Annotated in this window: 21 protein-coding genes and 2 pseudogenes; 11 read left to right on the forward strand and 12 right to left on the reverse strand. The window is 39.4% G+C overall.

Going from position 1 to position 25,872, the window contains the following annotated elements:
* Window positions 1–110: 110 nt before the first annotated feature.
* The 7 genes from BSCG_RS21975 to BSCG_RS21945 form a co-directional block, all read right to left on the reverse strand.
* A complete protein-coding gene (locus BSCG_RS21975; protein WP_004316888.1) occupies window positions 111–455 on the reverse strand; it encodes a hypothetical protein in 345 nt (114 codons plus the stop codon).
* Between the two features lie 4 nt (window positions 456–459).
* Window positions 460–999: an RNA polymerase sigma factor gene (locus BSCG_RS21970; protein WP_004302175.1), complete on the reverse strand. Its 540-nt coding sequence runs from the start codon at window positions 997–999 to the stop codon at window positions 460–462.
* A 199-nt stretch (window positions 1,000–1,198) separates the two neighbouring features.
* Window positions 1,199–1,375, reverse strand: coding sequence for a DUF4250 domain-containing protein (locus BSCG_RS21965; protein ID WP_004302174.1), 177 nt, complete (start codon window positions 1,373–1,375; stop codon window positions 1,199–1,201).
* A gap of 61 nt (window positions 1,376–1,436) precedes the next feature.
* A complete protein-coding gene (locus BSCG_RS21960; RefSeq protein WP_004305693.1) occupies window positions 1,437–2,981 on the reverse strand; it encodes a carboxypeptidase-like regulatory domain-containing protein in 1,545 nt (514 codons plus the stop codon).
* 21 nt (window positions 2,982–3,002) lie between these two features.
* A complete protein-coding gene (locus BSCG_RS21955; protein ID WP_004305691.1) occupies window positions 3,003–3,857 on the reverse strand; it encodes a FecR family protein in 855 nt (284 codons plus the stop codon).
* Window positions 3,857–4,408: an RNA polymerase sigma-70 factor gene (locus BSCG_RS21950; protein WP_004305689.1), complete on the reverse strand. Its 552-nt coding sequence runs from the start codon at window positions 4,406–4,408 to the stop codon at window positions 3,857–3,859. Before BSCG_RS21950 ends, BSCG_RS21955 begins: the two co-directional genes overlap by 1 nt.
* 50 nt (window positions 4,409–4,458) lie before the next feature.
* Complete coding sequence (locus BSCG_RS21945; protein ID WP_004319878.1) at window positions 4,459–5,718, reverse strand: carboxypeptidase-like regulatory domain-containing protein; 1,260 nt, start codon at window positions 5,716–5,718, stop codon at window positions 4,459–4,461.
* A 281-nt stretch (window positions 5,719–5,999) separates the two neighbouring features.
* On the opposite strand from BSCG_RS21945, the gene BSCG_RS30370 reads away from it, so the two are divergent.
* From BSCG_RS30370 to BSCG_RS21920, 5 genes are all read left to right on the forward strand, one after another.
* Window positions 6,000–6,431, forward strand: a complete 432-nt coding sequence (locus BSCG_RS30370) for a hypothetical protein (RefSeq protein WP_004302168.1) — start codon at window positions 6,000–6,002, stop codon at window positions 6,429–6,431.
* A 149-nt stretch (window positions 6,432–6,580) separates the two neighbouring features.
* Window positions 6,581–7,216 carry a DedA family protein gene (locus BSCG_RS21935; protein WP_004302163.1) on the forward strand — a complete coding sequence of 212 codons (636 nt, stop codon included), beginning with the start codon at window positions 6,581–6,583 and terminating at the stop codon, window positions 7,214–7,216.
* Between the two features lie 78 nt (window positions 7,217–7,294).
* Complete coding sequence (locus BSCG_RS21930) at window positions 7,295–7,942, forward strand: DUF47 domain-containing protein (protein ID WP_004302161.1); 648 nt, start codon at window positions 7,295–7,297, stop codon at window positions 7,940–7,942.
* A 15-nt stretch (window positions 7,943–7,957) separates the two neighbouring features.
* Entirely contained in the window at window positions 7,958–8,974 is a 1,017-nt protein-coding gene (locus BSCG_RS21925; protein WP_004305685.1) for an inorganic phosphate transporter, read from the forward strand.
* Between the two features lie 51 nt (window positions 8,975–9,025).
* The gene (locus tag BSCG_RS21920; RefSeq protein WP_008775100.1) at window positions 9,026–11,281 is read left to right on the forward strand and encodes a cation:proton antiporter; all 2,256 of its coding nucleotides are present in this window, start codon (window positions 9,026–9,028) and stop codon (window positions 11,279–11,281) included.
* Between the two features lie 175 nt (window positions 11,282–11,456).
* On the opposite strand, the gene BSCG_RS21915 is transcribed toward BSCG_RS21920, so the two are convergent.
* On the reverse strand, window positions 11,457–13,103 hold the full coding sequence (locus BSCG_RS21915; RefSeq protein ID WP_008775101.1) for a M64 family metallopeptidase: 1,647 nt from the start codon (window positions 13,101–13,103) through the stop codon (window positions 11,457–11,459).
* Between the two features lie 596 nt (window positions 13,104–13,699).
* Here BSCG_RS21915 and BSCG_RS21910 point away from each other — a divergent pair.
* The gene (locus BSCG_RS21910; RefSeq protein WP_008775102.1) at window positions 13,700–13,903 is read left to right on the forward strand and encodes a helix-turn-helix transcriptional regulator; all 204 of its coding nucleotides are present in this window, start codon (window positions 13,700–13,702) and stop codon (window positions 13,901–13,903) included.
* 14 nt (window positions 13,904–13,917) lie between these two features.
* The gene (locus BSCG_RS28565) at window positions 13,918–14,220 is read left to right on the forward strand and encodes a HipA N-terminal domain-containing protein (RefSeq protein ID WP_008775103.1); all 303 of its coding nucleotides are present in this window, start codon (window positions 13,918–13,920) and stop codon (window positions 14,218–14,220) included.
* Here BSCG_RS28565 and BSCG_RS30375 read toward each other — a convergent pair.
* The 4 genes and pseudogenes from BSCG_RS30375 to BSCG_RS21895 all read right to left on the reverse strand — a co-directional run.
* Window positions 14,209–14,316, reverse strand: a pseudogene (locus tag BSCG_RS30375) (IS110 family transposase); the annotation flags it as partial. The gene BSCG_RS28565 and the pseudogene BSCG_RS30375 overlap by 12 nt on opposite strands.
* 128 nt (window positions 14,317–14,444) lie before the next feature.
* Window positions 14,445–15,365, reverse strand: a pseudogene (locus BSCG_RS21905) (MFS transporter).
* A 363-nt stretch (window positions 15,366–15,728) separates the two neighbouring features.
* On the reverse strand, window positions 15,729–17,288 hold the full coding sequence (locus BSCG_RS21900) for a type II toxin-antitoxin system HipA family toxin (protein WP_032849335.1): 1,560 nt from the start codon (window positions 17,286–17,288) through the stop codon (window positions 15,729–15,731).
* On the reverse strand, window positions 17,278–17,598 hold the full coding sequence (locus BSCG_RS21895; RefSeq protein ID WP_032849336.1) for a helix-turn-helix domain-containing protein: 321 nt from the start codon (window positions 17,596–17,598) through the stop codon (window positions 17,278–17,280). The genes BSCG_RS21900 and BSCG_RS21895 overlap by 11 nt, the downstream gene beginning before the upstream one ends.
* Window positions 17,599–18,220: 622 nt before the next feature.
* Here BSCG_RS21895 and BSCG_RS21890 point away from each other — a divergent pair.
* The 4 genes from BSCG_RS21890 to BSCG_RS30240 form a co-directional block, all read left to right on the forward strand.
* Window positions 18,221–20,056, forward strand: a complete 1,836-nt coding sequence (locus BSCG_RS21890; protein WP_008775110.1) for a hypothetical protein — start codon at window positions 18,221–18,223, stop codon at window positions 20,054–20,056.
* A gap of 374 nt (window positions 20,057–20,430) precedes the next feature.
* Window positions 20,431–20,634 (forward strand): hypothetical protein, encoded by a 204-nt coding sequence (locus BSCG_RS28290; RefSeq protein WP_008775111.1) that lies wholly within the window; start codon window positions 20,431–20,433, stop codon window positions 20,632–20,634.
* A gap of 1,353 nt (window positions 20,635–21,987) precedes the next feature.
* The gene (locus BSCG_RS21880; protein WP_008775114.1) at window positions 21,988–25,407 is read left to right on the forward strand and encodes a helicase-related protein; all 3,420 of its coding nucleotides are present in this window, start codon (window positions 21,988–21,990) and stop codon (window positions 25,405–25,407) included.
* 12 nt (window positions 25,408–25,419) lie between these two features.
* The coding region (locus BSCG_RS30240) for a DUF1156 domain-containing protein (RefSeq protein WP_032849337.1) at window positions 25,420–25,872 on the forward strand (453 nt) is incomplete at its 3' end.

The raw sequence follows: 25,872 nt of genomic DNA on the forward strand, positions 1-25,872 counted from the left end.
GTATTCTGTGCAGACAAAGTCATCTGGCTTCCCATCAGGAGAACGGCCAAAATTACATAAATAAATTTAGTCTTCATAATCTTCACGTTTAAAATAATTAATTGAGTTACTTAATTCAAAAATATATCATTTTCAGAGAAGCTGACGAGCTCTTCCAACTCCTCATCTGATAGTTCTTTAATCCATTTATCTACCGGTTCCGTACCATTGGCTAATACTTTCGAAGAAGATGTTGTCACCTCATCTGCCTGTCGCAAAGACGGAACAAACAGAAATCCGACCCATACGGCTGCTATGGTAATCACCGTAGAAATAATCAGCTTCGTATGAGACTTCCGCTGTTGCTTCACTCCGGCACGTTCCATCACCTTTCGTTGCACGTCCTCGAAGAATCCATCGGGGGTACGGTAAGGTGTCCGTTTTCCAATATCATCAAAATCAAAATCCTTTTTCATCGTTCTATCTGTTTAATATATATTCCTTTATCTTCTCTTTCGCATAGTGGTAATTCACTTTTAGTGTATCCACTTTACTATCCAGTACACGGGCGATCTCTTCATATTCAAGTTCATCGTAATAACGCAAGTTGAATACCAGCCGTTGCTTTTCCGGCAGACTTAAAATAGCTTCCTGAAACTTTACTGCCAACTCATTCTCATAATCAATGTAATCGGAAGCCTTCAACTTGCCCATCAACTCTTCCTGAACATCTTCTGCGGAAACAACTCCCTCATCTTTACGTCCGTTAAGCAAGCGTAAACTCTCATTCGTTGCAATCCGGTAAATCCAAGTTGACAGCGAACTTTCTTCGCGAAACTGATCGATATGCCGGAATACCCGGATAAAGACTTCCTGAAGCACATCTTCCGCATCTTCATGAGATACAACCAGTCTACGGATATAATTATATATCGGCACCTGAAAAGAGTCCATCAGCATCTTGAATCCCCGTTCGCGATTCGAGGCACAAGCTTCACGAATTTTATTCTCGTTTATCATCAATTCTTTTTCTGAGCTTTATTAGTTAGAACGAAGAAGAGCGGGGAAGTTAAATACGGGAATCCGCATTTTGCTTTTATTAACAAGAAAGAGTAAGAGAGAAGCTGCACATAAGATATAAAAAGTGCCTCCATATCCTTTGTAAAGGCGATGAAGGCACTTTTAGTAGTTTATCTATAAGTTGTAAACAAGAAAATGATTACCAGAACTTATTGTGTTCCACACTATATTCAAAGCCCACGGCTTTCAACTGATTCACTAATTCATCCTTGTCCACATTCATATCTTCACAAAGTTCGTCAAGTGAAGAATAACAATCACGTAACTTCATATTGATGACGCTGAACAACATCATCGGATCTTTTGGTAATTCCATAACATACAATCTTTTAAACCGGATGCAAAGGTACAGCAATCTCATTGAATGACAAAACAAATCAATCACCTATTTCTTCTATCTTCAAAGAGATCTTTTCTATCAGTTTACTGATTTCCTCTTCCAATGGGATCACGTTGAAGTCCCTCCAGAAGTTCTCATCATATTTGAAATAGGTGTCAGAGAAGATGGTACGGGTGGGCAATCTGTCTGTACGGGGAAATACGACCACTTGCTCGGTATCCACCTTGCAAGTAATCATCTCAAACCAGATATGAAGATCCCGGCTGCCGAACAGCATTTTTACCCGTTTCACTTTGAAATGAAGATCTCCACGGATATGGTGTATGTAATAAGTCCCTTGCCACGGTTTATAAGAAATTGTATATACCACCTTTTGAGGAATCATTCGCACGTTACGCGTACGCCTTTCGACAAACATACCTGCCGCATTCTTCACATATACAGGATGAACTTCCAGACGGGCTTGCAATAGAGCACTTGTCTCGGAATCAAGAAATAGCTCTCCACAAAAAAGAGGTTCGCTGATTCCCTTTTTCTGCTCAAAATGCACCACATTTACAAATCGGTCCTCTAAAAATGTTACTCCTTCTGAAGTATAGTCATAAATACCCTTCTCTACACTAGGAGTCAGGAACTCGGGCATATCTTTGATGATATCCATCTGGATACAAGCCTGAATTCCGGATTTTACTTTTACAAGCAAGCTGTCTTTTGCTTCTACATTACTTAGCCGACTCATCTTCAACAGCTTCACCTGATCCGGTACAGAAGAATATAAGGATGTCTTATAAACCTTAAACACAGCTTCCGACAAGTTTTGAAATTTGTTTTTCAACTGAACTCCTTCACGATAAAAAGTAGTCAGATATACCGGAGTATGCGAATAATTCTTATTCCGCCGCTCAATCATTTCACGCAAAAGTTTCTTTGGATCACTTCGACGAATCACCACTTCCTGCAAAGGGACAATTTTAGGTTCGAGACTAAGTATATTGTGCCGTCCAATCAGCAAAGCAAACTCTATGTCCTGTGAAAGATAACCTATATGAGAAAAAGTAATCGAATCATTTTTCAAAGAATCGGGTAAAGACAGTTTAAAATCTCCATTCTGATTCGTTATACTGCCAATAGATGTTCCTCGCACTCCAACAGTAGCAGAAGAGATAGGTATTCCTGTCTCCTTATCCAGCAAAGTACCGATAATGACAAAGTTTGTTATCTGTTCCGGAACAAAATCTTGTTGCACACGTACCTTTTTCTCCGAAGGGAGAGTAATCAGGATGTGAGTGCCCATCACTTGAAACTCCAGACTGGTATTTCCTACGATGTCATACACTGCCTGACGAATGGAACGTTCGCCTCCCTTTATCTTCACTACTGCATCATTATCAATGACTTTACTATCATAAATAAACATATATCCCGACTGTTGAGAGACATCACTCAACAATGAATAAACAGTACCTTTTATCTTGGGAAGTCTGACTATACGTTCCAGCACATCACTTCCATCCGCTCTCATCATATCGACGAAGAAGAAGAGTATCAGCAGAACGGACAGATAATGATAAGACTGTTTCATTTTTCCCAACTTTAATGAGTTCTATTCCGATAATAAAAGAATATCTCCTTGCCGGATACATTGCAGACCGAGCGCATTAGCTATCAGATTAGCTATAACTTCAGAAGATTCGTCAGAGAATTCGACAGTCAGCCGACGTTCCTCCAATGCCGGTGAGACAACTTGTATTTGCAAACTATCCGAATTCAAATTCATGACTTTCAGAATGTTCGCTAACGATTCATCTTTAAATCGTATATGCTTAAAGAAGCTCCCCCACTCTTCATTCTCCTTATCTGTATCCAAAACGACTAATCGTTGTGATCGCACTACTACCATTTCCCCCGCTTTTACATAACACTCCTGATTTCCTTTTTTTAGAGTAACCTTCACTATCCCTCTTTGTACGGATAAACGGAACGGAGCATTTTCATCACTTTGCACACTAAAAGCAGTACCTAGCACTTCAATCTTAGCTTGCTCCGTGTCAATCCAAAAGGGTTGTCCCTGCTTCTTTGCTACGTCAAAGAACGCATTTCCCTGTAGACTCACTTCCCGTTTATCAGCAATAAAATGTTTCGGATATAACAGGGAAGTTTCTTTTGCCAAGAGTACGACAGAACCGTCTTCGAGAGTCGTTGCCAAAGTGGAAACACCTTGATTTTCCTGTGTAAGAAGATGCTGTGCCAGTTCTTTATCAGAACCGGTCACCCAATACAAAGTTCCCCAAATGACGCCTATCAAAACGGCGGCAACTGCTCCGTACCTGATCCATTGTGAATATTTGCGTGTATGGTGGCCTTCATCCACTTTCGCAAGTAAACGGTCATTGTCCAAGCGATTATACAATCGATTCCACGCCTGATCTGTCTTTATTTTATAAATATCTGTTTTCATCACTTCATGTGAATATAAATTTCTACTTCTTCTCGTAATGTCCGGAGGGCTTTTGTCATTTCAGCCTCTACTGTCTTAACAGAAAGCGAAAGCTGCGTCGCTATCTCGACATATTTCCGCCCTTCCAGACGATGCATCTCGAAAATCCTCCGTCTGCGAACCGGCAGCTTTTCAAGGGTTCCATTTATGAATCTCTCCAATTCCTCATACTCCATCTGTTGATGAGGATCTGTTGACTGCTCTGGGTTGGAAGTAGTCAATACAGTTTCACGGTATCTGTTCCGAACTTCCTCGTGTTCGCAATACTGCAAAGATTGATTACGAGTCGCTCTATACAAGTAACTTTTAACAGACTGAAAGATCTGTAAGCGCTCCCTTTCTTTCCAAAGTACATAAAAAAGTTCCTCCACAATCTCTTCAGCCACTTCCATTTGCCCGGTAATGCCTGCCGCATAACAGCAAAGAGGAAAATAGTAACGGCGAAAGAGTTCCTCAAACGCTTTTATGTCACCTCCCTTTATCTTTTTTAGTATGAGCAGTTCATCCAGCATACTTGCTTTTCTTTATGATTGACCTCAAATATAAGAAAACTATCCCTGTTTCAATTCGATTGCTTTTTTAATTTATCCACTGCGTGCTCCAAAGATTCCGTAGGTTCGATGATATTGTAGTTTCCCCAAAAGTCCGGACTCCAATATTCGTCTACTTTATCATAGAATATTTGATTCAAGCTGAAGGCTTCTTTGTTGGGAATAGTCTCCAACATTCCTTCTCTCTTGTCGGTCACGACCATTTCGGAAGCTACTGTATAGCTTGTGGAAAACAGTTTCTTCTTCCAGTCACATTTGAAACGGATTGTGTTGCTAATGTAATTCAGATAAGTTTTTCCATCCACATCTTTATAAGTGACCAGGTAGGACAGCTCTTGCGGCTTGAATCTTAAACCGAGAGGCTTTTTATATAGAATGGCAGTGGTTGCCTTCGATTTATCCTGCATGTCCAGACTCATCTCTATACGGGTAAATGACAAGCGTTCACGATCGATATATAATTTGCCATACAAGAGAGCATACATAAGGATTACCTTCGGGCGGAAATTAATAACATACTGCATACGGTTATCTATAAGCATGGATTCCGCCATCCAGAACTCATAATTATTCAATTCTTCCATATCGAGTAATGCTCCCTTGTTCTTCACAACATCCAAAGTGATGCTCAAGTTAGGGCCGCCAACAACCTTGACAGCTAATGTATCACTCGCTTTCTGGCTAAGCAGGCGACGTCCCTTCACCACCCTTACTTTGTCATAATTAGTATTTCTATTAGTGTAGGCTGTTTTGGACACATCGATCACAGCCTCCGATATACCGATATACCGACGCCCTTTCTGTACAGTCTCCCGATAAAATCCCGTCAGCATATCACGCTTATCACTATAATTTAGAGGAATCTTACTGATTGCCTTCTCTACAATCATACGTGGATTTTCAGCAAACACCACCACTTCATTCAGCAGGTTGGCATGAGGTGTCAGCCAAACCGTCAACTTAGAGGGTGTTTCTTTCTCCAGAGAGATATGATTATTTACATAACCTATATGTGAAATCTCCAGTTCGCGCAGCGCTTCTGTTTTTTTGATTTTCAAAGCAAATTCTCCTTCCGCATTCGTCACAGTGCCGATATTACTGCCATGTACAGATACATTTACGTTCTCCAGAGCTTTTTTATTTTGCTTGTCTTTCACCATGCCAACGATTGTTAGATAATCTCCGGCATCTCCTTGCGCCCACACAGGAAAGCTACAAAGCAGCAAACAAACTGACAGCCATCCAACCAAGTGTTTTTCTACATTCTTCATACTGATGCTTTTTAAAGGTAAATAAATTACGTTTCTATTTATAAGAGCGCTCAGACTGGAAATACCCTACAGCTTTTACAAAAAAAAGAAAAAGAAATCATATTCCAATGTTATATCCGGGAATTAATAAGAAACAATGTACCAATGGGATAACATATACTCCGATGAAATTTACGATAAGCAACTTCAAAGAATAATTCCCGGTAATCACTGATATAATTGTTAATTATGCTTGTGAATATGTATTTCATATAAAAATAGTTTCTACCTTTGCGGCCGTTATGATGAAGTACATATTTTGTATACTATTAGGCGTATTTCTGTGTTGGGGATTCCATCTGATTTTCAACGAAGCACAAGAGGCATACCGGTTAGAAGCCGGTAGTAACGGCATACAAACCTATTCCTATTCATATACCTCTAAAGCTAGCATTATACAACTGGATCAAGAACAGAAACTAGTCAAGACAAAAGAATACGCCGGAAAGCAAAATTACAATAACGATAACGGCGTTTTAAATCCATTTTCCTTCCGCCACCTCTCTCCCTTAAAAATACTAAGATTCAATATTCCTTCTGTCACTATCCGCATACTAAGCTCGCTAAAGATTCAACTTCCTAAAAATCAATGGACAGGTTTTTCATATTATACCAATCTTTTTAAATATTCCGATAGATATCATATCTATTCATTAGGACACATACTCATTTAGCCATTTTATATCTTTTTTCGGCATAGGACAATTCAAGTCTTTTATGCCCCACTTTCTGTTTGCCTCCACCATTTGAGTGAAAAAAGAATTCACTATGGTCTGGAAGCCTATAACATTCTTTCATTACAATAATAACCAAAGTATATAAAATGGACTTTTTATTGGATTTTATACTTCATATCGATCAATATATGGTGATGATTGTGCGTGATTATCATGCCTGGACATACGCCATCTTGTTTTCTATCATCTTCTGTGAAACCGGATTAGTGGTCACTCCTTTTCTTCCCGGTGATTCTTTACTCTTCGTTGCAGGAGCCATTTCAGCATTACCCGATATGCCCATCAGCGTGCATATACTTGTCATTATCTTATTTGCTGCTGCCGTATTAGGCGATTCCTGCAATTACATGATAGGACATTTCTTCGGCCGAAAGCTGTTTAATAACCCCAACTCCAGGATATTCAAACAAAGTTATCTGGAGAAAACACACGAGTTCTATAAAAAGTATGGTGGGAAAACAATTATTCTAGCCAGATTTGTCCCGATAGTACGCACATTTGCACCTTTCGTAGCAGGAATGGGAAAGATGAATTACTACTATTTTATGATGTATAATTTAGTTGGTGGTGCGCTCTGGGTTGCCGTATTCTGTTATGCTGGTTATTTCTTCGGCGACCTTCCGTTTGTGCAGGAAAACCTGAAGTTACTGATTGTAGCCATCATATTTATCTCTGTATTGCCTGCCATTATAGAGGTAGTACGTGCCAAACTAAAATCTTAAAAACAGCAAACTATAATCTGTATTCATTTGTTACTAATATAAATAGAGAAGAAAAAACAATTTAAAGTTTTTACACTTATGAAAAATTCTTTTTTTAGCCAGTTTACTCCAAAGGAGCCCAAATTTTTCCCTTTACTGAAACAGCTATCAGAAGTGCTCTGCGAAGCATCAGTTGTTTTAATAGAAAGCTTGCAACATGACTCACCTACAGAACGTTCGGACTACTACAAAAAAATCAAAGACCTAGAACGGGAAGGCGACAGACTGACACACCTGATTTTTGATGAATTAGGTACTACCTTTATCACTCCTTTCGACCGCGAAGATATTCATGACTTAGCTTCCTGCATGGATGACGTCATTGACGGAATAAACAGTTGTGCCAAACGAATCTCTATTTACAATCCCCGTCCTATTTCAGAGAATGGCAAAGAGTTGAGCCGTTTGATTCAGGAGGAAGCGATCTATATATGCAAAGCCATGGACGAACTCGAAACATTCCGTAAGAAACCGACTCTTCTCCGTGAATACTGTTCCAAACTGCATGAAATCGAGAACCAGGCGGATGATGTATATGAATTCTTTATCACCAAACTTTTCGAAGAGGAAAAGGATTGCATTGAACTTATCAAAATAAAGGAGATCATGCATGAACTGGAAAAAACGACCGATGCCGCAGAGCATGTAGGCAAGATTCTCAAAAATCTGATTGTAAAGTACGCATAAAGCAAGCCGGAACACATGGAATTATTAGTGACTATCATCATTCTGGCTCTGATATTCGATTATATCAACGGCTTTCACGATGCAGCAAACTCAATAGCTACCATCGTATCTACCAGGGTGCTTACTCCCTTTCAAGCTGTAATATGGGCTGCTTTCTTCAATTTCGTAGCCTTTTTCATTGCCAAATATATAATAGGTGGATTCGGTATCGCCAATACAGTATCCAAGACTGTGGTAGAGCAATATATCACCCTGCCCATTATATTAGCAGGAGTTATAGCGGCTATCACCTGGAACCTGGTTACCTGGTGGAAAGGGATTCCGTCTTCTTCCTCACACACCCTTATTGGAGGTTTTGCAGGAGCTGCCATTATGGCAAACGGATTTGAAGCAATTCAGCTTAACATCATTCTTAAAATTGCAGCCTTTATCTTTCTGGCTCCTTTTATCGGAATGGTCATTGCTTTCGGTTTCACTCTGTTTGTCCTCTACATCTGCCGACGCGCACATCCCCACACAGCCGAGCAATGGTTCAAGAGGTTGCAACTCGTATCCTCCGCCCTCTTCAGCGTCGGACATGGCTTGAACGATTCACAGAAAGTAATGGGTATTATTGCCGCTGCCATGATAGCCGGCCATTCAATGGGATTGGGCATGGGTATCAACAGCATCAATGACCTTCCCGACTGGGTTGCTTTTTCGTGCTTCACAGCAATTTCACTCGGTACGATGTCCGGTGGCTGGAAAATAGTGAAAACAATGGGAACAAAAATTACCAAGGTAACCCCATTGGAAGGAGTGATTGCCGAAACAGCAGGTGCTTTCACTCTCTACATTACGGAAATGTTGAAAATCCCCGTTAGTACTACACATACTATCACAGGAGCGATTATTGGAGTAGGTGCAACTAAACGCCTCTCTGCCGTTCGTTGGGGAGTAACCAAAAGCCTCATGACTGCCTGGATTCTTACAATTCCAGTCAGTGGACTCTTAGCTGCAGCTATTTATTATATTGTTTCCATCTTTTTATAGATGGAAACATATTATCTATCAGGAATGTTATAATAAATAAACCCACATCTAATGTCACACTTGCCAACTTTGATTGCCGACCTTGCGCTGATATTAATATCGGCCAGTATCATAACCTTGTTGTTCAAATGGCTAAAACAGCCTTTAGTCTTAGGTTACATTATTGCCGGATTGCTGGCAGGTCCTTATATTAATATTTTCCCTACAGTAGGAGATATTGAGAATATCAATATATGGGCAGAAATAGGTGTTATATTCCTGCTCTTTGCACTCGGACTGGAGTTTAGTTTTAAGAAGCTCATGAATGTAGGTTCCACAGCTTTTATAACGGCTATCACCGAAGTAATCAGTATGTTGCTCATTGGATATTTGGTGGGACAATTATTAGGATGGGGCACTATGAATTCCATTTTCCTGGGGGGAATGTTGTCTATGTCGTCCACTACAATCATTATCAAAGCCTTCAATGATCTGGAATTGCGTAACCAACGTTTTACCGGTATCGTATTCGGTACTCTGGTAGTGGAAGACCTGATTGCTATCTTAATGATGGTGCTTCTTTCCACAATGGCAGTGAGTCAAGACTTTGTGGGTGAAGATTTGCTGATAAGTGTGCTCAAGGTCGTTTTCTTTTTAATCCTGTGGTTTCTCATAGGTATCTTCGTTATTCCGGCCTTTCTCAAAAAAGCAAAGAAGTTGATGAATAACGAAACTCTTCTGATTGTCTCTCTCGGTCTTTGTCTGGGAATGGTGGTATTGGCTACTTACACAGGTTTTTCAACAGCGCTAGGAGCATTTATCATGGGATCTATCCTTGCCGAAACCATCGAGGCCGAACATATCGAACATATCATACAACCGGTAAAAGATCTCTTCGGAGCTATCTTTTTCGTTTCGGTCGGTATGCTGGTGAATCCGACTGTATTGGTAGAATACGCCTGGCCTGTCATCATCATTACACTGGTTACCATTATCGGCAAAGCCATTTTCTCTTCGTTTGGCGTACTCTTATCCGGAGAACCACTGAACACTTCCATCAAATCCGGATTCAGCCTGGCACAAATCGGAGAGTTTGCTTTCATTATTGCCGGACTGGGTGTTTCGCTCAAAGTGCTTGATCCGTTTATTTCACCTATCATTGTGGCTGTATCTGTTATTACCACTTTCACGACTCCTTACTTTATCCGTTTAGCCAATCCTTTTGCCGAATGGCTTTACAAAATATTGCCTACTAAAGTACAGGAGACATTAGATCGTTATGCTTCCGGCAAGAAGACCATGAACCACGATAGTGACTGGAAGAAATTACTAAAAAACATGATTGGGAGAGTTGTCATCTATAGCGTACTGCTCACTGCTATTTGGCTGCTGTCGATACAAATCATTTATCCCGCCATCAGCGAAATGTTTACTCCTATCACTATATGGATCAAACTGGTGATGTGTCTGGGTACTCTTCTGCTTATGACTCCTTTTTTATGGGCGCTCATCTCCAACAAATACAACTCTTCGGAATTATTCCTGAAGCTATGGAGAGACGAGAATTACAATCACGGACGCCTGGTTTCCCTGGTTCTGGGACGTGTATCTGTTGCTCTTTTCTTTATCACTAGTGTAGTCATCAGCTACTTTAAACTCAACTGGGGAATAAGTGTGATTATTGCCATAGCCGTAGTAGCATTGATTCTTATTCTTAGGGAAGACCTCACGCAATATTCACGATTGGAAACAAGATTCCTTGCCAATCTTAACCGACGGGAAGAGGTAGCTAAAAAACGGCACCCGCTAAAAACAAGTTTCAATAGCGAATTCAATGATAAAGACCTTGACTTGACATCTATCCTAGTATCGCCTTATTCCGATTACATCGGCAAGTCTTTAGGAGAACTTTCATTCAGGCAAAATTTTGGAGTAAATGTCGTCGCAATCACTCGTGGCGATCTGAACATATATATACCGAAAAGTTCTGAACACATCTATCCGCAAGATAAATTGACAGTAGTTGGTACAGATACACAATTACAGGAATTCAGAAATAGAATAGAAGATGTAAAAAACACATCAGATATGGATGCAGTGGATAAAAAGATAACTCTCCACTCTTTCACGGTAGACGAAGAGTTCCGCTTTTTAAATCAGACCATCGCGCAGTCTCATTTAGGAGAGAAGCATGACAGTATTGTTGTAGCCATTGAACGAAATGACGAACTGATTACCTTGGATAAAGACACAACTTTCCAATTAGGAGATCTCGTCTGGATTGTGGGCAACCGGGAAAAGATTAGAGAAATACTGTACTTAACGTAATTTGTATCTAAGCCAGAATGGAATACAAAAGTAAAGTACACCCAATACAACAGCTTTAATGTTTTTGTACAGGCTGTATACTGCAATAAAGTTCTGATTCAAAATAAATACGTTACATATAAAGTCCAGATGAGGCTGAACTCAAAACTAAACTTGAAGTTCAGCCTCATCTGCTTTACTTATCTAACATTCTATTTACAAAGTGAGGACGCGTGAATGGCTTACTTGGTCCTACAGTTGGTTTAGCACTGCGCGTTTGTGATTTATTCTGCAAATCAAATACGGCAAACTCCTCATAAGACATTTGTTTACCCAAACTTCTTTCCATTATTTTATCGTATATCGCTTTACGGGAAGGAGCATTAAACCCCTCGGTATTACTATTCATCATACTCTCTTCTGAAGGACGATACGCCCCTTTTATATAAGTACATGCCCCTTCAAATACTCCCAGTTTTTCTGACACATACCGATTATCATTCAAGAAAGCAGACCAAAGTACCTGAGATGGATCGGATGTAAAATCAACATTCTGCGCCCATCCTAATGTCTGCAGATACTGTACATTTTTTATTTCTTTAGAAGAAATAGTCCCATTTTCCTGATAAGCATACTCATCTTCCAATTTGGCAAAACCATGTCCAACAGCCTCGTGTACAAGTACCTGCCTGAAACTTTCACTTTGCAAATCGTATATCACCGGGCAATAAGCAATAGCAAACTCAACCACTTTCGTCTGATTAGTATAACCAAAATAAGTAGTTCCTGCATACGCAGGAGAATTTAGAATTACAACAGCCAATGTTTCACTCATATCTATATTATCCACGCATTGCACATAACGTTGTACAGCATTATCTTCACCGGAAATCCCCGTACTGTTTCCACCCGCCAGTTCACAACCAAGTGCTGTTTCATATCCTGTACCAAAAATATTGTGTTTCGAAACCGCAGTTACTGCATATACATTAAAATAATCTCGAAGTGACTTGATGGGTTCTTCCGTAAAGAGATTCTCAAAAGCTTTGTCCATAACCGCATCATAAGTTCCATCGTTAATTTCAGTATCTATAAATCCATCGCCCATAAGCACAATAGGAAGACCTTTTCCCAGCTTTGCAGTTTGCAGAACACGTACTTTTTTATCTGACGAATAATCAGTAGATTCACTAGCCACTTCCCCCCTTTGTATGATAGTAACTATCTCTACTACGATTGATTCCATATCAGTTACTTTCACAAAGTAGATATAGGCAGTACGGGAAACACCATCAGTATTAGGCAATACAGTCAGATTAAGCATGTAGGAAGAGGATGCACGAGTCTTTGTCTCCTGTGTCAGCCAAGTGCCAGTACCCAAAGAACCATAAATCAACAATTCATCTTCAGCTATATTCGTAGAGAATCTAATATCCAATTCCCCACCTTCAACAGATACATTATATATATTCTGCTCAAGATTCACAAATTCTGCCGGCTCCTGCTCTATGATTATGTTTTGTGTCAATGTCCCGGAAGTTAATGTAAGCGTTGCCGTACGTACACTTCCTGTTATATTCTCACTGATAGCAGTAAGCGTAATATTGCACGTACCCGCTTCTCCCGAAACCGGAGCGATTGTAAACCAATCCGCAACTGTACTCGCCTTCCATTCACGGGTACTCGTAAAACTGATTGTTACCTGCGAACCTTTAGCCGAACCCATCACGACATCTCCGACATTCTCTATCGAGAAGTTAGGATCTACTTCATCTTCAGTACAGGATACTATAAAAAACAAAAACAAGGGAAATAATAGAAAATAAATTGTTCTCATACCCATTACATGTTATTTTGTTATACCAAAGATAAGCTACATTTTCATTACCAGAAAATTTATTCGACAAATCGCCCTAAAAAAAAGACGTACGGACTTTTTTTTGAACTTTCCGATATAGAATAATAGTCATTCAAAAATAAAAAGGGGTTGAAAGTCTATGACTTTCAGCCCCTTTTCTATTATTTCAATCGTCTTATTCAGCGATTTTATTTCACTTCCTCAAAAGTAATAAATACTGTAAATCAAGAAATTACACAGAAACCGTGCCAAAATCGTGCCAAAAACACAATAAGTATCTATTAGCATATCAAAAATAGCACAAGTTACCACAGTTATTATAATAAATCAATGATTATAGGAAAAATCACCTATAACTACCTATACTTCATCACTATAGATAACAATTGCCTGTGCAAAGATAAAGTTTTTCAAGATATAAACAACAATAAGTATATCAGAAAATCAATAAATATATAGCCATCTTAATAAATCATCAATTGAATGTATTTTGATTAGTTAGAAGTTTATTAAATTAAACTTTTATAGATATTCCAATACATTCTCACTATATTTACATAATTAGCTCATTATATCAAACTATGGAGTTTTATAAAGTATTGAAAAGCAGAAGAAGCATCCTCAGAATTTCGCAAGAGGATTTAGCTGAAATATCAGAGATAAGTTTATCCACAATCAAGAACATTGAACGAGAAAAAGGAAACCCTTCCTTAAAAACAATAGAAAAAATTTGCGAAGTACTTGGGCTAGAAATTTGCCTTAATGTAAAGAAAACAACAAGCTAAAAACAGTAACACCTATGAGAGAATTAAAAATATTCTGTAATCATATTTACGCCGGATTACTTACTGAACATTCAAAACAAGAATATACGTTTTGTTATGATGATGGTTATTTTATCAATCCTTCCCTTCCTGCCATCTCATTGACTTTATCTAAGTCTCACCAATCGTACACAAGCCAATACTTGTTCCCCTTCTTTACAAATTTACTACCTGAAGGAGCAAATAAGAAAATCTTTTGTCGATTATGTAAGATAAACGAAGAAGATTACTTCAGCATATTATCGGCACTTGAAATAAAAGATATGCTCAGGAGTTAATACACCAAACTTTTCTTCAATTTTATCACCATTTTCTTTGAGAATGCACATAAACACATTATCTTTATGCACATTAAGACCACATACGTTCCTCATATAATTAGTACTATTTTTTAGCACTTGAAAGATACTAAATGTTCGGGAATCTCGAAATATGAACGAACGGAGTGGTCTTTATTTTTATTGAACACGCTTATAAATCAAGTTTTTTATATAAGTTTGCATTAGAAAACAACGTATGAAAAGAATACAATTATGCTAGCTATCACATTCATCAGTCCAAAGATTAATGCGGGAAAATTACGGCTTCCTGCAAACAGCTCATCAGAAATAATACCCGAAAAAACGGTACCGACTATTCCACAAATGGAACTTATGGAAATAATAAAACTGGCATCCAACGTGGAATAACCTTTCTGCGCTTCTAAATAGAACACTCCCCAGCTATTCACGGCATATCGGCTGATATACATGAAAGCACTGCTAAGTGCCAATATCCAAATGGCAGGATTACGAAGTACCGCTTTCTGGGCACGACTAAATTCTTCCTACTGTTTCTTGGCATTACCATTGGGAGCGGGTGCCTCGTTGCCCAACAAGAACCCCTGGCTTTGAGGAGTATCCCTCATAAAGGTAATCATCATCAGGAACCCAAGCAAGCCGATCTCCCCTGCACCAATCATTCCATACCTCCATCCCATCCAACCTACAATCAAGGCGATTGTCATGAAAGTAAAAGCCTCACCGATGTTATGGCTGGCCGACCAGAAGCCATAATAGGTTCCGCATTCTTTGCTGTTGTACCAGCGACTCAAGGAAACAACTCCCGATGCAGCCCCCATTGACTGAAACCATCCATTCAATCCCCAAAGAAGGACGAAGGCATAAAAAGAGTTTGTAAACCCCAATAGCAAATGAATTAAGGCAGAACAGAGCAGGTCGGTTGACATGAAGCGCCTTACATTACTACGGTCAGCCAGAAAACCATTTGTCAACTTTCCTACGGCGTAGACAAAGAAGAGGCAGGAACCGATGATACCTAGTTCTGTTTCCGAAAACACACCTTCTTCTACAATAGGTTTACGTACAATATTCATACTCAGGCGACATACGTAATAAATACCATATAAAACGTTTGGAGTCATTGCATGTTCTTACAGCTTTCTTTTCATATCTACTATTATTAAGTTAATAATTTGATAATCAGATGTAAATTCATAGAAACAGAACAGCGTTTTCTCTGTTTAAAAAATTATAAATATTTTATTTTTGAACCATTGATAGCCGCAAGCATCTCAATTTTACAGAATGTACTCCTGCTATTGTACAAAGTTTGTTTTGCAATAAATGTATCCATCTTGTTTTAGTCCCTCAAATTCCATGAATTCATAATGTTTTACCTGTATACAATATACAAAAAAAGCCAGTTACCTACTGGCTACATTCCAAACCTACTACTCCCCCCATATAAAAACCGCTGGCTCACGTATCCAACGGTTCACAACAGTCTATCTCCTGCTATTGCTATTTGTTTTCTCACTATCCCTTCTTGCCAAAGGCAGCAACAGCCGTTCCACAAGTGCTTTCTTATCCTCCGTAGGCATCTTGTTTCTGCCCTTAGCTATGATTTCAGCGGCCAAATCACTTTTACGACCGGCAATATATTTTTGCCGTTTTCCGTTAATCATTGCTTCTATGCGGAAGTCATGCCGAGTATTCTCTATGATGTTAACCTCCGATACCTGTAGGTTGTCTTCTGTTTCATACGGCTCTACAAGTGTAGGCAAATAATGCCTCATAGCCTCTCCTATCTCCAGAGGCACCAAGCTCGAAAGATATTGCTCTATACGGTTCTTCCAGTAGTCGTCTATCTGCAGGTCAGAGGCATGATCATAGAAATGGCCGATGGCAATACCCACTTCATCTATTATCTTTTTTGCATTCTTTATACCGTTCAGCTTCGCAAACTGTAGCAGGTCATCTTCTACTATTTCATCATTCTTTCCGGCAATACTCATACAGTGTATGTTTTCGTATGCTGCACCGTCCAAATTAGTGGTAAATGTTACATCGTATGCCGGAGTAATATGCCATTTCCCGTCTTTCTCCATCAGGAAAGAAAAATTCTTGATGTGGTCATCCACATTACCACCCATTACATTGAATACCATCCGGCGGTAGAGTTCCGATTGCTCACTGGCCGGAATATTCAGCCTCCGGCACACTTCGAACAAATCTTCATAACTTGTTGCATCGGGATTCATCGCAGCAAGCGTCTGAGTGTGTACTTTCTCCCCGTTTATCCTGTCATAGCGTTCCGTCAGAAAGTGATATTTCCCCTCTATCTCAATAAGCCGCGAGGGCATCATGGTCACTCCGGCTTCCTTTGCCATCTCATAGTACGCCATTTCCATTTGTGTAAAAGGAAAATCTTCTCCTTCCGAAAATTTCAGGATGTAATAAGTATAGCCTTCGGGCAAGGGCACCTGGCCCGAACGTATATCATGTGTGGTTTCATGAATGGCGATAATGGCTTTCGGGTGCTGTCCCCCGGCAGAAGTTCCTACCTCATAGATACTTTGCAGATGCAACGTCTCGTCTTCTTGCACCGACACCTCTTCCCGTTCTTCAAAAATACGGCGTGACAGTTGGTACAAACTGTCTATCTGAAGAGCAGAAGAAGATTCCAGTCCGGGAGTGGCCGGAACGAACTCAAAAGCCCCCATCCCTCGTTTCCCGATGAAAGAGAGCTTATCTACCGGAGTGAGCATACGTTTCGGGATACGGTTCTGCGCGGCCCACCGGTCAAAAACCATATTTCCCCACCGGTCAGGCAAAGAGTCTGCCAGAAACGGCGGCAATCCCTGATAGAGTTTATCCTTATTGCCGGATATAGGCATACCTTTTGCTGCCCCACCCTTGACAGAAGCGGTCAGCGGAGCTATTTCCAAGCCTTTCTTTACGAAATCCGGATGATAGTTGAAGATGGCCCTTCTGTTCCTTTCGTCCCAATAAAGCTTCCCTACCTCTTCACCCCATAGCATAACATTCACAATATTATTTTCCATGTCTCACCCTTTTCGGTTTTTTACTCTTCATTTCTTCCAGCACGTATGCCGAAACAGGTATTTCTGGCAACAGCTCATCCATTTGTTCCAGACAGTCCGCTACCCGTAGGAGTGCAAGAAAATTACCCATGTTGATGTTACAGGCATTTCCATTCTCAAACTGCCGTAAAGTAACAAGGCTTACACCGGCCTGCTCGGCGGCCTCTTTTTGGGTGAGCTTGCCAGCCAGCCTGTATTCCTTGAATCTTCTGCCCAACTCCGCAATAATCTCCGGATTGGACATCGCCCGGGTTATAGAATTTGTCATCATAGCACAAAAGTAAATATATTAACGCTTAAATCCAAATATAGTATCTAATAATTAATATATTTACCATTATACTCAAAAAACTACTTCTGCAAAAAGAACCTCTCAGGCGAAGTATACCGAACCCATATCCGGCATATAACATTTTTACAGATACTCCGAATGAATATTATTGATACATTGCCCCCCAATAAACGTGAAACGTAGTCTCGGCGGAGCTTTCCGAGTTGAGACTCGACGAACTGGCGGACCGGCACGGATTGGTCGTGGAAGACCTCGCTTCCAGAAGGAAGAAAAACCGCGGTGCGCTGGTGCTATTAAAGGAGGCATATTTGGATGATTTTCTATGGTTTATCCCTGAGAATACGATGACCTATGAATAGAATTCCGGTAAAATGCCCGTTGGCTGCTGTCGTGATTCTCGGTGGTGTCGTATGGTTGCAACACAGTCATGCCGTGCGGCTGAGGACGGAACGGGACCGTTACCAATCGAATAGTACGCGCTGCTTTCGGAGGTGAAGCACATGCGGGTGGATTCGGTCACGATGGCGCTCGACTCCAAGACATTGCGGCTGACACTCGACGAGTACAAGCGGTTCAGGGTGGAAAGAAGGAGAAACTCACAATGGCACTGCTGCAGGAATGTCTGAAGAAAGTTAATGTCAAAATTAAACAGATTACCTATCGTCCTGCTTACGATGAAGGTATCCATACTAACAATATGCTAAACCTATTGTTGTCAATGATTCCAAATCGTAATAAAACCTTGAGCTATGCCCATGGTAAACTAATTTGTGGCACTTGCAGTAGCATATATAATAAAGGGAGAAGTGCGGGTGAGGAGTTGGGCCTGCATATTAGTTTCGATTACGATAATCTCTTGACTGCGCGCACATTGACTTTTGCCGAGGAAGATAAGGTAAAAAAGAATAACAAGAAAGATTCTCCGGTATATCATTTGGAGTTTGATGAAAAACGAATCTATTTTTCTTCCAAGAAAAAGAAGGGAACGAAGGAATACTATAACCATCCGTCTGTTTTTAGAAAAGGTAACAAGAACCACATACCTTTCCTAGGATTCAGTGATATAGAACACTTTGAGGAATCGCAGGCTTATCTTATTCGAAGTGTGCTGCAGGACTTTCTTACAACCTATTTGAAGTACGTGTCTGTTAATCCAATAGAGTACAAAAAGCCTACATTATTGAAAGCACAGGATGCAGAGTTCAGGAAAGAAGATGAACTGTTGCGTGATATGCTCTCTACCTCATGGATTGAGATAGCCTGTCATACCACCGAAACAGGTGTAGAAAAGTTACGAAATTTGATAGAGCAGAAATCAAGGGAGTACATCAAAAAGCTGTTTGGCAATAGCTTTGAAGGTTGGCATGAGAAGGACAAGCGTAGAAAACAAATCTGCATTCGTATCGTTGGTGACAAAGACCAGGAGGAAAAACTTTCTGATAGCGAACACCAAACTTTGGATTATAGACATTTGAAAGAGAAAATGGAACTGATAGAAAAGAAAATTCCTACCCAAGATGTGATGATTAAATCTGAGATTGAGGCGGCCACTATCAAGAATATCTTCCGTCAGATACTGATTAAGGACTATTGTATAAGAGAGGCACTGCCTCAGTATATGATAGAACGTTTCAAAGGATGCGTCATCACGTATGCAGAGAAAAAGAAAAATAATCTGTATTACTTTGCACAACTTACCATAGCCAAAGACGGATCGATAGCTTACAAGGTTGGAGAACCTCGATTGGCTCACGATGGCGTGATTACAGTTTTGGGAGAGAATTTTGAATCGCACGAATATCATATTCCTGCATTTAAGAAGGGATATAACGAGAACTTTATCTATTGTATTGAGAAGGATGGTATCACATACAACATTTATGACACTTGTGAGTTTGTATTCCCTGAAATGGAGGAAATACACCAGGCACTCGTGAGATTAAAGAATGTACAAGTACCAGTTGAGGTATACCATGACCTTATGGATATGGTGCAAAGCAATGAGTCGAAGGTACTATGCAAGCAGCGTATTCGCGAATATGCAGATAATGTGTCCCATGACTTGTTCTATTCAGACATTAAGAAACTAGGTAAGGAAGCTCCACCGGAAGAGAAACTTACCCGGAAACTGATGCGACTTGTAACTAGTAAGTATAATATCAAGAAAGGGCAAGACTTCAGAACTGCAGGTCGCAGCGAGGAAACATTGGCTGCATGCGTTAATGTACATTACTGGAAACAGGATGCGAAGTTGTGGAAGTATTGCGCTGGTCCAAATACAAAGGGTAATTTTCATTCTATTAACCACAAAGTGTATGTGCGAGAAATACTCAGCGACATAACCCCTGACGAGGCTTTTGTCAACGAACTGATATACTCGCTGGGGGATGGTTGGAATAAGATAAACGAGTTCTCCGTTCACCCTTCAATTTTTTAATTTCTCAAGGAACGTTTGGAAATATATAAAGCTCAAGAACAATTAAATGAATTAACAAAAAAGGTAAAGTAGAAATACTTTTAGGGAAGATAATGACGACAAAAAGTTCACCATACAGTTTTGTTTAATAGGAAGTGCTCAAAATATTATATAAATAAGAAACAGGATTCAGCTATAATTATCTTATATCTTACGCCGTCCACTATTTTGTGTAAAGTGGGAAACTACAAGATGCGAGTTTTATAATTGAATCCTGTTCCTAAGCTTAGATAAAAAACAAGACTACTCTCATCCTTGTTGGTGAAGTGGTCTCAGTGTGTGAGCCACAAATACTTTTTTATTTACCGTGATCTATGCCATAAATCTTATGTCCCATGAGAAAAATTGTAGTTGAAGTTCACAATGATAGTGTTTTTGTGTGCATATTAGGTGAGAATGGAGATAAAATTCAAGAGAAGTTTGGTATCTTAACTAGTAAATTAGACAAATTTCGCAATTTATTAATTGAAAATGCAATAGGCGAAGTTGCAATAACAAAGTACCAGAGTCTATCGGATACCTATTTGGCGAGTTCATGAAAATTATTTTTCACTAAAGTTAGAGAATTCCTATTATATTAAACAATTTCCTGGCAGGAAGAGTAACGGGAATTCAGCACCTTTGTCAGTATGACCGTCGGATATTCGACTTAAACAAAAAATTTGTCTATAAATTTCCCAAGTTGAATGTCTGTCTACAATGGTGTAATAACAGATTCAAAAAGTTATAAAAATGCATTGGAGTGTATACTTAATGGCGTGACAGCCCCGAAGTATTATTAGAGCAGATACATAGACGTACTCTTAACCGTGTTGGACCGGATATTATAAAAGATGCACTAATCGGAATTGTCAATGAAACGGGTGTGGATGTAATACGGCAGTTGAAGATGGAAATCGATTCAGCAAAAATACACAAGGTAGAATGCCTATTGAAAATGAATGAGCTTAGCAATAAGTACCTTTCAAAATAACTCACAAACAATCCCCTAGGGCAAACAGTGGTCAGCTACTACTATTATTGTAGAACGCAAAGTGGATATGAAATCGTCTCTCACGGCTTCCGCATTAGTCTCTTAGCAGGGATTTAAGCTCGTAATGAAGAAAGTGCCAATAAAATTAAATCCCGAAAGGTAATACATGGAAATAAATATCTTAGAAAGACACTGATAGGATGCATTTGAGACGCAAGTAACACCCGAGGGTCTTCCTTCAATAAATTCTGTTACACCCAAGTTATATAAAAAAAGTAAATGTGGCTATTCTTTGTTCCATTCCCTGATTATAATTCATCTCTACCTATTTTGACACTACAATCTGATTAACTGGCAAAGCCACCCGTTGTTAATTCTCCCTGTCCGTCAGTTCATTGTTTCATTGTGTCTTTATGTATTCATTTCCTTATTCGTCAGTTCGCAGCTAATTCTCTACTCATCTGTCACAGCTTTCAACATCGAAGTGCCTCCATCTATTAGATGGATATTGCACTTTGTAGCTGAGCATATCGTCATTTTCGTATAAAGAGTTTTCTAATCCAAATAGATAGTATATCAGACCTGTGATACCATGAAACAAGGATATTAAGTAGACACTTTACACCTCTTTTTTACCCTCCCAAGAGAAATAATCATCCTCTTTTCTCTTTTTATAGCAGATTGTTTTATATCTTTGTTTAACAATTAAGAATTTTGTAATGGACAAAACCATGAATCGGATAAAAAAAGTATTTGAAGAAAAGGTATCAAACAAACCTAGCTGGCAAAAAAACTGGAAAAAGTTTCTGTATTGTCAATTCTTATGTTTGCAATAGAAGACAGCCCAGTTTGGAAGTCTTATTTCAGATAGCAGAAGTCCTTCAAATGGACGTAAAAGATCTTATAAAATCCTCTAACAATGATTGAAGTCGGAAATATAATAAAAAATCTAATACCAACAGAAGCTGCTGTTGTTAACAAAATACAGAAATTAGGAACTATGTATTCGCTCAAATTTACAGGAGTAAATACGAATAAAAGCAGTTCCAAGGTGATTACAGAAGAACAGTTCAGTTCTTTAGAAGTATTGACATCTGATGGAGAGTTCAATTTCAAGGGCAATCCTGATAAATTTGTATTATTTGCAGAAGCAGAACGAATAAATTCCGCTTATCAATTTGACCCTCTATTTGCCATCAATTGTAGTGTTGTAGATCCACTACCCCACCAAGTAGAAGCCGTATACAAATTTTTGCTTCCCCAACCTAAGATACGTTTTCTGCTGGCAGATGATACAGGTGCAGGAAAGACAATTATGGCAGGCTTATTATTGAAAGAGCTATTAATGCGAAAGATCATTGAACGCATACTTATTATCACCCCAGGCGGTTTAACCAAACAATGGCAAGAAGATGAAATGGGAGTAAAATTTAATATTCCGTTTACGCTTGTCAATAGAAGTATTTTTAATGCTGACCCTACCATTTTTCGCTCGGCAAATAAAGTGGTAGCTTCTATTGATTTCATTTGCCGGGAGGATGTGTTGAACATTGTCAGCAATACAAACTGGGATATGGTCATCTTTGATGAGGCTCATAAGCTATCGGCTTATGAATATGGGCAAAAAACATATAAGTCAAAGCGATATGAAGCAGCACATTTACTTTCGCAACAATGTGAGCATATCTTGTTGTTGACAGCTACCCCACATAGAGGAAGAACAGATACGTTCAAGAAACTTCTTCAATTATTAGACGAAGATATCTTTGCAACAGAGGATATTGCTGCCGACAGAGTAAAAGAATTAAGTAAAGATGGGCTGAATAAGTTTTTCATACGCCGATTAAAGGAGGACATGAAAGACTGGAATGGCAACAATCTATACAAGGATCGGTATACTAAAACTGTATCTTTTCAATTGACACCAGAAGAGAAGCGACTTTATGATAATGTAACCAATTATCTGACCAAACAGAAAGAAGAAGCAACCGAAACAAGGAACATTCATGTGTCTTTAGCCTTGGCTGTAATGCAACGACGATTGGTAAGTTCTATTTTTGCGATCAAAAATACATTATACAAACGCTGGATCGCACTACAAGGCATAGTAGATGAAGTAAGCAAGAATCCTAATATATGGAAGCAACGTCAAAAGTTAGAAGAACTGGATGTGGATAGTATTGACCAATATGATGACCTGGAGGACGATGAACGGGATGCGTTGGATGGTATCCTATCTGACCCTCGAAAATTCAAACTGTTCACCACTTCAAAAAGTTTAGCAGAGATACAGACCGAAGCTAAAGAAGTGAAACGGCTGTATGAGATGGCGAACAGCCTGTACAATCAAAATCAAGAAGAAAAGAAATACATTGAGCTAAAAGAGCTCTTGAAAAGTCAGGGAGTTATCAATGGTGAAAAACTCGTTATTTTCACAGAGCACAAAGACACATTGCTCTATTTGAGAGAACGCCTAAGCAATAACGGCTATAAAGTAGCAGTCATTCATGGAGGCTTATCGGTTGATGAACGCCGCCAGGCACAATGGGATTTCATGTCTCCTGAAACCCAAATACTCATTGCAACTGATGCTGCCGGCGAAGGTATCAATCTTCAATTTTGTAGATTGCTAATAAATTGGGATATCCCATGGAACCCTAATCGCTTAGAGCAACGCATGGGACGTATCCACCGCTATGGACAAAAAAATGATGTACTGGTATTCAATGTGGTGGCGGACAACACTCGGGAAGGACAAGTATTGTCCCGTTTACTGATAAAGTTGGATATTATTCGTCAAAGCATGGGTGATGACCGCGTTTATGATGTTATTCAAGATGTACTGAAGGATGTTAGTCTGGATGCTATTATAGCTTCCGTCTTTGATGGAAAAGAATCTTCCTTTGATAAGTTTATAGAGCAGGATGAAACCATCATTGAGAAAGTATTTCGGAATAAGATAGAAGAACAACAAAAAGTAATCGCCCATAGTGAAGTCGATTATAAAGATGCCCGTATCCTCAAAGAACATTCTGACGAGAAACGATTGCAACCGATTTATATTCGTCTGTTTTTTGAAAGGACTTTCAGCTACTTAGGTGGCAAATATAGGATGATACAGGACGGAATTTATCAAATGGAAAACATTCCAGATGTACTTTCCAAACGTCTAAAAGATGATTATAATATCTATGCTGAAAATATCAATAAATTATTGTTCTGCTTCGATAAGCACATATTCCTGGACTATCAGAACACCAATGCCATATTGGGTAAGGTACACTATATCAATCCGGGTAACGCTTTGTTTGATGCACTCATTGATTGTGTACGCGATTCTTTCAGAGACGAAATGCTGAAAGGTACGATTCTTGTTTCACCAGAAGATACTGAAGACTATTTTGCTTTTTACGTTAAAAATCAAATTACAGACAACCGTCCCAACAAAGGAGATGACAGTATAGCAAATGAACAACTTAGTTTTGTTTATCAAAATAATAATGGAGTGTTTCATGTAACTTCACCAGCCAAGTTTCTGGATCTGCATGCCCCTCTTCAATTTGCCAAACAAATCACTCCTCCTGCTCTTATAGGTAATGAAGAAGTCACCGAATGGGCATTCGAGAATATCACTTTACCTCTGTTCACCTCTACGCAAGAGATTGTAGAATCAGATGCTGCAAAGCGGAAAGAATATCTGCAGACTGCATTCAGTCAGATTATCATGGATCTGGACATTGAAATTAATGAATTGCAAGGTAAGGTGTTATTGGGAGACATAAAAATACAGGAAAAGCTGCTGCATAAGATGGAACGAAAAGCAGAACTACTCCGTAAAAAAGATGAACGCATACGCGAAATGGAGCAAATGGTTCAGATAAATCCCAAAGCTCCGGAAATATTGGGATGTGCTTATGTCGTCCCCCTCAGCCAAATGGAGTATGAGCAACATTATGGTATGAAAAGAGACGATGAAGTAGAAGCCATAGCTATAAACATGGCTATCGAGTATGAGGCTGCCAATGAATGGCAAGCGGAAGATGTTTCCAGCCAAAACTTAGGATATGATATCCGGAGCATCAACAAGTTGGATATTAAACGGTATATTGAGGTCAAAGGGCGTTCAGGAATCGATGGAGTTATGCTGTCGGAGAATGAAATGAACCGGTTGGCACAACTAGGAAACAGTGCATGGCTTTATATTGTAGTGAATTGCAAATCTAAACCACAATTGCACCGTATTCAAAACCCAGCCAAGAAGCTCATCTTTGAACGGAAAGATAAAGGAGTACAATACTACCTGCCACTGGATGAATGGAGAAATAAAACTGAAAAATAAGAAAACATAGATATGACAAAAGCAAAAAAGCTAATAGAGGTAGCTATGCCGATTAAAGAAATATCGGCTGAAAGTGTACGTGATAAATCTATTCGTCACGGGCACATTTCTACTTTACATTTATGGTGGGCACGCCGTCCACTTCCTGTGTGCAGGGCTGTAATCTTTGCCAGTCTGGTACCAGACCCATTAGATGAACAATGTCCGCAGGCTTTTAAAGATGCTATACAGGAGTTGTTAGGAAACGATCCACTTTATGCACCTTATCCGGATATTCCATATACTGCCATATACGATCCAATGCCGGACAATCTGCGCAATCGTTTGCTGATGTTTATAGGCAAGTTTTCTACAGTCTGTCAAGCTAATATGTTGAAAGGCAAAAATACAGCTTCGAAAGAGCAGTTAAGTGAAGGTTGCCTGATAAAATGGGAAAGTAAGAATGATAAGGTTGTTTTGACAAAA

Origin of the sequence: Bacteroides sp. 2_2_4 (assembly GCF_000157055.1) — a bacterium.
GTDB lineage: Bacteria > Bacteroidota > Bacteroidia > Bacteroidales > Bacteroidaceae > Bacteroides > Bacteroides ovatus.